This is a genomic window from Methylibium sp. (assembly GCF_013817365.1).
Classification (GTDB): Bacteria; Pseudomonadota; Gammaproteobacteria; order Burkholderiales; family Burkholderiaceae_C; genus Methylibium.
This window is the reverse complement of record NZ_JACDCU010000130.1, coordinates 1-9,087: the sequence shown is the minus strand read 5'-3', so window position 1 is coordinate 9,087 and position 9,087 is coordinate 1. Positions and strand designations below refer to the sequence as shown.

Below are 9,087 nucleotides of genomic sequence, written 5' to 3'. Positions count from 1 at the left end.
ACGAGGACCCGCCCTTCACCTTTCGGATCATGGTGATCCAGGTCTTCTGGCCGGGCGCCACCGCCGTGCAGGTGGCCGAGCAGGTCACCGACAAGATCGAGCGCACGCTGCAGGAGGTGCCCTACTCCGACGTCATCCGCAGCTACACCAAGCCGGGCGAGTCGCTGACCATCTTCCAGATCCGCGACGACGCGCCGCCTGCTGAAGTGGCCAACGTCTGGTACCAGACACGCAAGAAGATCGGTGACATCCGCGGCACCCTGCCGCTCGGCGTGCAGGGCCCGTTCTTCAACGACGAATTCGGCGACGTCTACGGCTCGATCTACGCGCTGGCGGCCGATGGCTTCACCGACGAAGAACTGCGCCAGTACGCCGAGACCTTGCGCTCGCGGCTGCTGCGCGTGCCCGACGTGGCCAAGGTCGAACTGTTCGGCGTGCAGGCCGAAAAAATCTTCGTCGAAATTTCCCAGCAACGCTTGGCCCAGCTCGGCCTGGACCTGAATGCCGTGCTGGCGCAACTCACCGCACAGAACGCGGTCGAGGGCGCGGGTGTGTTGACGGCGGCCGGCCAGACCTTGCAGGTGCGCATCGGCGGCCAGTTCAATTCCGTCGATGAGTTGCGCAGCTTTCCGATCCGCGCCGTCAACGAGACCAGCGGCGCGGCCAGCAGCTTGCGGCTGGGCGACATCGCGACGATCCAGCGCGCCTACATCGACCCGCCGAGCGTGAAGGTGCGCCACCAGGGCAAGCCGGTGATCGCGCTGGGCGTGTCGATGGCCGAAGGCGGCGACATCATCGCGCTGGGCGAGAACCTCGACAGTGCGGCCAGCGAGATCCAGGCCGAGTTCCCGGTGGGCGTTGAGTTGAGCCGCATCCAGGATCAGCCTGCGGCGGTGTCGCGCTCGGTGGGCGAGTTCGTGAAGGTGCTGTTCGAGGCGATCGCCGTGGTGCTGGCGGTGAGCTTCATCGCGCTGGGCCTGCACACGCGGCCCTTGCGCATCGACATGCGGCCGGGCCTTGTGGTGGCGATCACCATCCCGCTGGTGCTGGCGATCACCTTCGTGACGATGTACTACTGGGGCGTGGGCCTGCACAAGATTTCGCTGGGCGCGCTGATCATCGCGCTGGGCCTGCTGGTCGACGACGCCATCATTTCGGTGGAGATGATGGTGCGCAAGATGGAGGAGGGCTACGACAAGGCGCGCGCGGCGACCTTCGCCTACGAAATCACCGCCATGCCCATGCTGACCGGCACGCTGATCACCGCGGCCGGCTTCCTGCCGATCGGCCTGGCGCAGTCCACCGTGGGCGAATACACGTTCGCGATCTTCGCGGTCACCACTGCGGCGCTGCTGATTTCGTGGTTCGTCTCGGTGTACTTCGTCCCTTACCTGGGAACCCTGCTGCTCAAGGTGAAACCACGCGCCAACCCCGACGAGCCGCACGAGCTGTTCGACACGCCGTTCTACACGCGCTTTCGCGGGCTCGTGAACTGGTGCGTGGAACACCGCTGGCTCACCATCGGCGCGACCGTGCTGAGCTTCGTGCTCGGCATCGTCGGCATGGGCAGCGTGCAGCAGCAGTTCTTCCCCGATTCGAGCCGGCCGGAGATCATGGTCGATCTCTGGCTGCCCGAGGGCTCGTCGTTCGAGGCGACCGAGGCGGTCGCCAAGCGCTTCGAGGCCCGGATGCTCGAGGAGCCGGGAATCGAGTCGGTGACGAGTTGGGTCGGCTCCGGCGTGCCGCGCTTCTATCTGCCGCTTGACCAGTTGTTCCCGCAGACCAACATCACGCAGGCCATCGTGCTGCCCGAGAGCCTGGCGGTACGGGAGTCGCTGCGCAAGCGCTTGCCGGCGCTGCTCGCCGCCGAGTTTCCGGAAGTGCGCGGGCGGGTCAAGCTGCTGCCCAACGGGCCGCCGGTGCCCTACCCGGTGCAGTTTCGCGTGATCGGCGAAGACGCCGACGCCGTACGGCAATGGGCCGACCAGGCCAAGGCGATCCTGAGCGCCAACCCGAACATGCGCGGCGTCAACGACAACTGGAACGAGTCGGTCAAGGTGCTGCGGCTGGACATGGACCAGGACAAGGCCCGCGCCCTCGGCGTGACCAGCCAGGCCATTGCGCAGGCTTCGCGCACCCTCGTTTCCGGCACGACCGTCGGCCAGTACCGCGAGGGCGACCGCCTGATCGACATCGTGCTGCGCCAGCCGCTGGCCGAGCGCGACGCCATCACCGACATCGGCAACGCGTACGTGCCCACGGCCAGCGGCCGCAACATTCCGCTGACCCAGATCGCCGAAGTGGCCTTCGACTGGGAGCCGGGCGTGTTGTGGCGCGAAGGTCGACAGTACGCGGTCACGGTCCAGGGCGACGTGGTCGAGGGTCTGCAGGGCGCGACGGTCACCGAGCAGGTCTGGCCGGAGCTGCAAGAGCTCGCCCGGCGCATGCCGCCCGGCTACACGATCGAGGTCGCCGGCGCCGTGGAGGAGAGCAGCAAGGGCCAGGGCTCGATCGCCGCCGGTGCGCCGCTGATGCTCTTCATCATGTTCACCCTGCTGATGCTGCAATTGCACAGCGTGAGTCGCGCGATCCTGGTGTTTCTGACGGGCCCGCTCGGCATCGCCGGCGTGGCCGGTGCGCTGATCCTGTTCGGCCAGCCGTTCGGCTTCGTGGCGCTGCTCGGCGTCATCGCGCTCATCGGCATGATCATGCGCAACTCGGTGATCCTCATCGACCAGATCGAACAGGACCGCGCGAGTGGCGTGCCCACATGGACGGCGATCGTGGAATCCGCCGTGCGGCGCTTCCGGCCGATCGTGCTGACCGCGGCGGCGGCCGTGCTGGCGATGATCCCGCTCTCGCGCAGCGTGTTCTGGGGGCCGATGGCCGTCGCCATCATGGGCGGCCTGATCGTCGCTACGGCGCTGACCCTGCTCGCGCTGCCTGCCATGTACGCCGCGTGGTTTCGCGTGAAGCGGCCCGAGCAGGAGGCTCCTTCCGTGGCAGCCGGTTGAAGCGCCTGCGCTTGCGCGCAAGCTCCCGCCGTGACGCGATGTGAGCTGTAGCTAAAATCGCCGGCTCACCGGATCGCCACAGAAGGCCGGCGGGTTTTCTGATCGTTCCAGCGCGGGTGGCGAAATTGGTAGACGCACCAGGTTTAGGTCCTGACGCCTGCAAGGGTGTGCGGGTTCGAGTCCCGCCCCGCGCACCACACGCAACAACAACCCGTTCAGTTTCTTAAGAGCAAGCACCATGGCTGTCACCGTCGAAACCCTCGAAAAACTCGAACGCCGCATCACCCTGACGCTGTCGGCCGACACGCTCAGGAACGAGATCGAGTCGCGCCTGAAGCGCCTTTCCAAGACCGTCAAGGCCGATGGCTTTCGGCCGGGCAAGGTGCCGATGAGCGTGGTGGCACAGCGCTACGGCTCCTCGGTGCAGTACGAGGTCATGAACGACAAGGTCGGCGAGGCCTTCAGCAAGGCAGCGGGCGAGGCGCAGTTGCGCGTGGCCGGCCGCCCGCGCATCAGTGAGAAGGACGGCGCCTCCGAAGGAGAGCTGGCTTTCGACGCGACCTTCGAGGTCTATCCGGAGGTCAGGATCGGGGACCTGTCCGCCGCCGAGATCGAGCGCGTCTCCACCGAGGTGACCGAGGCGGCCATCGACAAGACGCTCGCCATCCTGCGCAAGCAGCGCCGCACCTTCCAGCAGCGCCCGGCAGGCGAGGGCGCCGTCGACGACGACCGCGTGACGATCGACTTCGAAGGCAAGATCGACGGCGTGCCCTTCGACGGCGGCAAGGCCACCGACTTCCAGTTCATCCTCGGCGAAGGCCGCATGCTCGAGGCCTTCGAGAAGGCCGTGCGCGGCATGAAGAGCGGCGAGTCGAAAACCTTCCCGCTGCAGTTTCCCGACGACTACCAGGGCAAGGACGTCGCCGGCAAGGAGGCCGACTTCCTGGTAACGCTGAAGAAGATCGAAGCCCAGAACCTTCCGGAGGTCGACTATGCCTTCGCCAAGTCGCTCGGCATCGCCGACGCCAGCGTGGAAGGCCTGCGCGGCGACATCAAGAAGAACCTCGAACGCGAGGTCAAGTTTCGCGTCATCGCCCGCAACAAGGGAGCGGTGATGGATGCGCTGGTGAAGGCTTCGGAGCTCGACCTGCCCAAGGCGCTGGTCGACAACGAGGTGGAGCGGCTGGTCGCCAATGCCCGCGCGGACCTGAAACAGCGGGGCATCAAGGACGCCGACAGTGCGCCGATCCCGACCGAGCTGTTCCAGGAGCAGGGCCAAAAGCGCGTGCGGCTCGGCCTCGTCGTGGCGGAACTGGTGCGCAGCAACAAGCTGCAGGCGACTCCGGAGCAGATCAAGGCGCACATCGAGGAGATGGCGCAGAGCTACGAGAAGCCCGAAGAGGTCATGCGCTGGTACTTCGGCGACAACCAGCGGCTGGCGGAGGTGGAGGCCGTGGTGATCGAAAACAACGTCACCACCTACGTGCTCGAGCAGGCCAAGGTCGAGGACAAGAAGGTCGCGTTCGACGAGTTGATGGCCTGACGGTCTCGCCGCTGCCGCCGGACGCGGCAGCCGTTGCGATAGCCAAGGCACCCGCGAGCCGGAATGCGGCCGTGAGCGCCTCTCCCCAGGCGCGGTGCCCCGAAGCAGGCGCCTTCGCGCTGCGCCGTGCGCCACTCTTGACGCACCATAATCAGTCCACATCTAACAGCCAATGAATTTCTAGGAGTGCCATGAGCGCGCTGGACACACAAAGCCTGGGCATGGTGCCCATCGTCATCGAACAATCGGGCCGCGGCGAGCGTGCTTACGACATCTACTCGCGCCTGCTGCGCGAGCGGGTGATCTTCCTGGTCGGCCCGGTCAACGACCAGACCGCCAACCTCGTCGTTGCCCAGCTGCTGTTCCTCGAAAGCGAAAACCCCGACAAGGACATTTCGCTGTACATCAATTCGCCGGGCGGCTCGGTGAGCGCGGGTCTGTCGATCTTCGACACCATGCAGTTCATCAAGCCGGATGTCTCCACGCTGTGCATGGGCATCGCGGCCAGCATGGGCGCCTTCCTGCTCGCAGCCGGTGCCAAGGGCAAGCGCTTCGCGCTGCCCAACTCGCGCGTGATGATCCACCAGCCTTCGGGCGGTGCCCAAGGCCAGGCCACCGACATCGAGATCCAGGCGCGCGAAATCCTGAAGCTGCGCGAGGCGCTCAACAAGATCCTCGCCGAGCGCACCGGGCAGCCCCTGGAGAAGATTCGCCTGGACTCAGAACGCGACTATTTCATGTCCTCGCCCGAGGCCAAGGACTACGGTTTGATCGACCAGGTGATCGACAAGCGCGCTTCAGCCGGCTGACAAGCGTTAACTAGGTGGGCAACGGGGCCTTTTCGAGTGCGAAGGCCCCGTTTTTGTTTGCCTTATCATCATTCCGACTCCCCTGACGGCCCCGTCCCATGCCCGAGAAAAAAGGCTCCTCCAGCGAAAAGGTTTTGTACTGCTCGTTCTGCGGCAAGAGCCAGCACGAGGTAAAGAAACTCATCGCCGGTCCCTCGGTGTTCATCTGCGATGAATGCATCGAGCTGTGCAACGACATCATCCGCGACGAGGTGCCCGCCGAAGGGACCGACGCGAAGGCGGCGAAGAGCGACCTGCCCGTGCCGGGCGAAATCAAGGCCAGCCTCGACCAGTACGTGATCGGCCAGGAGCCGGCCAAGCGCACGCTGGCGGTTGCCGTCTACAACCATTACAAGCGGCTCAAGCATATGGCCGCGGTGGGCAAGAAAGAAGAGGTCGAGCTCGCCAAGAGCAACATCCTGCTCATCGGCCCGACCGGCTCCGGCAAGACCCTGCTCGCGCAGACCCTGGCGCGGCTGCTTAACGTGCCTTTCGTGATCGCCGATGCCACCACCCTCACCGAAGCCGGCTACGTGGGCGAGGACGTCGAGAACATCATCCAGAAGCTGCTGCAGAACTGCAACTACGAGGTCGAGCGGGCGCAGCGCGGCATCGTCTATATCGATGAGATCGACAAGATCTCGCGCAAGGCCGACAACCCCTCGATCACGCGCGACGTGTCGGGCGAAGGCGTGCAGCAGGCGCTGCTCAAGCTGGTCGAGGGAACGATGGCCAGCGTGCCGCCGCAGGGCGGGCGCAAGCACCCGAACCAGGATTTCCTGCAGATCGACACCACCAACATTCTGTTCATCTGCGGCGGCGCCTTCGACGGACTCGAGAAGGTGATCCAGAACCGCTCCGAGAAGTCGGGTATTGGCTTCGGCGCCAGCGTGAAGAGCAAGACCGAGCGCAAGGTCAGCGAGGTGTTCCGCGAGGTCGAGCCTGAGGACCTGATCAAGTTTGGGCTCATCCCCGAGCTGGTCGGCCGCCTGCCGGTGGTGGCGACGCTCGGCGAGTTGACCGAGGACGCGATGGTGCAGATCCTCACCGAGCCGAAGAACGCGCTGGTCAAACAGTACGCCAAGCTGTTCGCCATGGACGGCGTCGATCTCGAGATCCGGCCCTCCGCGCTGCTGGCCATCGCCAAAAAGGCGCTGGCACGCAAGACCGGCGCGCGCGGCCTGCGCTCGATCATGGAGCAGTCCTTGATGGACACGATGTTCGAGCTGCCAACGATGAGCGGTGTGGCCAAGGTGGTGCTCGACGAACACACGATCGACGACCAGGCCAAGCCGCTGCTGGTGTACCGCGAACAGGCCAAGGCCAGCGCCTAAACGCCTTTTTTCCCTCTCTGCTTTTCGACAGGCTGCCGGCGCGGCCCCTGCCACGCCGGTCTCACAGCCATCCTTGCAATCCCACGCTCGGGCTCCATGTGGGCCTGAGAAAGAGAGGCTCCCCATGTCCGGACACCCGGTTCTTCCCGCCGAATCGATCACCCTGCCGCTGCTGCCGCTGCGCGACGTGGTCGTGTTCCCCCACATGGTCATTCCGCTGTTCGTCGGCCGGCCCAAATCCATCAAGGCGCTGGAAGCGGCGATGGAAGCCGGCCGGCAAATCATGCTTGTTGCCCAGAAGGCTGCCGGCAAGGACGAGCCCAAGCCAGAAGACATGTTCGAGGTCGGCTGCGTCTCCAGCATCCTGCAGATGCTCAAGCTGCCCGACGGCACCGTGAAGGTGCTGGTCGAAGGCATGCAGCGCGCCAACACCACCAGCATCGACGACAGCGGCGAGTTCTTCACCGCCGACGTGGTGCCGGTGCCGCCCGAGCAGGGGGCGAGCCCCGAGGTCGAGGCGCTGCGCCGTGCGGTGACTCAGCAGTTCGACCAATACGTCAAGCTCAACAAGAAGATTCCGCCCGAGATCCTGACTTCGATCGCCGGCATCGACGACGCCGGCCGCCTGGCCGACACCATCGCGGCGCACCTGCCGCTCAAGCTCGAGAGCAAGCAGGAAGTGCTTGATCTTTTCTCGGTGAACGCCCGGCTCGAAAAGCTTCTCGAGCAACTCGAGCACGAGGTCGACATCCTGCAGGTGGAAAAGCGCATCCGCGGCCGCGTCAAGCGCCAGATGGAGAAGAGCCAGCGCGAGTACTACCTCAACGAGCAGGTCAAGGCGATCCAGAAGGAACTCGGCGAGGGCGAGGAGGGCGCCGACCTCGAGGACCTCGAGAAGAAGATCATCGCCGCCAAGATGCCCAAGGAGGCGCGCAAGAAGGCCGACGCCGAGCTCAAGAAGCTGAAGCTCATGTCGCCGATGTCGGCCGAAGCGACGGTGGTGCGCAACTACATCGACACGCTCGTCAACCTGCCCTGGGCCAAGAAGACCAAGATCAAGCACGACCTCGTCGGTGCCGAGGACGTGCTCAACGAAGATCACTACGGCCTGGAGAAGGTCAAGGACCGCATACTCGAGTACCTCGCGGTGCAGACACGCGTGGACAAGGTCAAGGCGCCGATCCTGTGCCTCGTGGGCCCGCCCGGCGTGGGGAAGACCTCGCTCGGCCAGAGCGTGGCGCGCGCCACCGGCCGCAAGTTCGTGCGCATGGCGCTGGGCGGCGTGCGCGACGAGGCCGAGATCCGCGGCCACCGCCGCACCTACATCGGCTCGATGCCTGGCAAGGTGCTGCAGAGCCTCGCCAAGGTCGGCACGCGCAACCCGTTGTTCCTGCTCGACGAGATCGACAAGCTCGGCATGGACTTCCGCGGCGACCCGTCGTCGGCGCTGCTGGAAGTGCTCGATCCCGAGCAGAACCACACCTTCAGCGACCACTACATCGAGCTCGATTTCGACCTGTCGGACGTGATGTTCATCGCCACGTCCAACACGATCAATATTCCGCCGGCGCTGCTCGACCGGATGGAAGTGATCCGCCTCGCCGGCTACACCGAGGACGAGAAACTCAACATCGCGCAGAAGTACCTGCTGCCCAAGCAGCAGAAGAACAACGGCGTGAAGGAAGAGGAACTCGAGGTCACCGAGAGCGCGCTGCGCGGCATCATTCGCTACTACACGCGCGAGGCCGGCGTGCGCTCGCTCGAACGCGAGATCTCGAAGATCTGCCGCAAGGTGGTCAAGGGCATCTCGCTCAAGAAGTACGAGAGCCGGGTCGTGGTGACCGAAGACAACCTCAACGATTTTCTCGGCGTGCGCCGCTATGACTACGGCATGGCGGAGAAGGACGATCAGGTCGGGCAGGTGGTCGGGCTGGCGTGGACCGAGGTGGGGGGCGACCTCCTGACCATCGAGGCCGCGGTGATGCCGGGCAAGGGCAACATCATTCGCACCGGATCTTTGGGCGACGTGATGAAGGAGTCGGTCGAGGCCGCACGCTCGGTGGTGCGCTCACGCGCTCGCCGCCTGGGCATCAAGGACGAGCTGTTCGAGAAGCGCGACATCCACATCCACGTGCCCGACGGCGCCACACCCAAGGACGGCCCGAGCGCGGGTGCGGCGATGGCGACGGCCTTCGTTTCGGCCTTGACCGGCATACCGGTGCGTGCCGGCGTCGCGATGACGGGCGAGATCACGCTGCGCGGCGAAATCACGGCGATCGGCGGATTGAAGGAAAAGCTGCTGGCGGCTCACCGGGGTGGCATCAAGACCGTGATGATCCCGGAAGAGA

The 9,087-nt window shown here is 65.2% G+C and carries 5 protein-coding genes and 1 tRNA gene; all 6 read left to right on the top strand.

Features of this window, described 5'->3' with window-relative positions:
* A partial coding sequence (locus tag H0W38_RS09915) for an efflux RND transporter permease subunit (RefSeq protein WP_292453399.1) occupies positions 1 to 3,014 on the top strand: 3,014 nt, incomplete at its 5' end.
* A 110-nt stretch (positions 3,015 to 3,124) separates the two neighbouring features.
* Positions 3,125 to 3,211, top strand: a tRNA-Leu gene (locus tag H0W38_RS09910).
* Positions 3,212 to 3,252: 41 nt separating this feature from the next.
* Complete coding sequence (tig, locus tag H0W38_RS09905; protein ID WP_292453397.1) at positions 3,253 to 4,557, top strand: trigger factor; 1,305 nt, start codon at positions 3,253 to 3,255, stop codon at positions 4,555 to 4,557.
* Between the two features lie 191 nt (positions 4,558 to 4,748).
* Positions 4,749 to 5,366, top strand: coding sequence for an ATP-dependent Clp endopeptidase proteolytic subunit ClpP (gene clpP / locus H0W38_RS09900; protein ID WP_292446234.1), 618 nt, complete (start codon positions 4,749 to 4,751; stop codon positions 5,364 to 5,366).
* Positions 5,367 to 5,464: 98 nt separating this feature from the next.
* Positions 5,465 to 6,739, top strand: a complete 1,275-nt coding sequence (gene clpX, locus H0W38_RS09895; RefSeq protein WP_292453395.1) for an ATP-dependent Clp protease ATP-binding subunit ClpX — start codon at positions 5,465 to 5,467, stop codon at positions 6,737 to 6,739.
* A gap of 124 nt (positions 6,740 to 6,863) precedes the next feature.
* A partial coding sequence (gene lon, locus H0W38_RS09890) for an endopeptidase La (protein WP_292453393.1) occupies positions 6,864 to 9,087 on the top strand: 2,224 nt, incomplete at its 3' end.

Bases quoted from the DNA above. Each gene is read 5' to 3' on its own strand.
- tig (WP_292453397.1), top strand. From the start codon at position 3,253: ATGGCTGTCACCGTCGAAACCCTCGAAAAACTCGAACGCCGCATCACC.
- clpP (WP_292446234.1), top strand. From the start codon at position 4,749: ATGAGCGCGCTGGACACACAAAGCCTGGGCATGGTGCCCATCGTCATC.
- clpX (WP_292453395.1), top strand. From the start codon at position 5,465: ATGCCCGAGAAAAAAGGCTCCTCCAGCGAAAAGGTTTTGTACTGCTCG.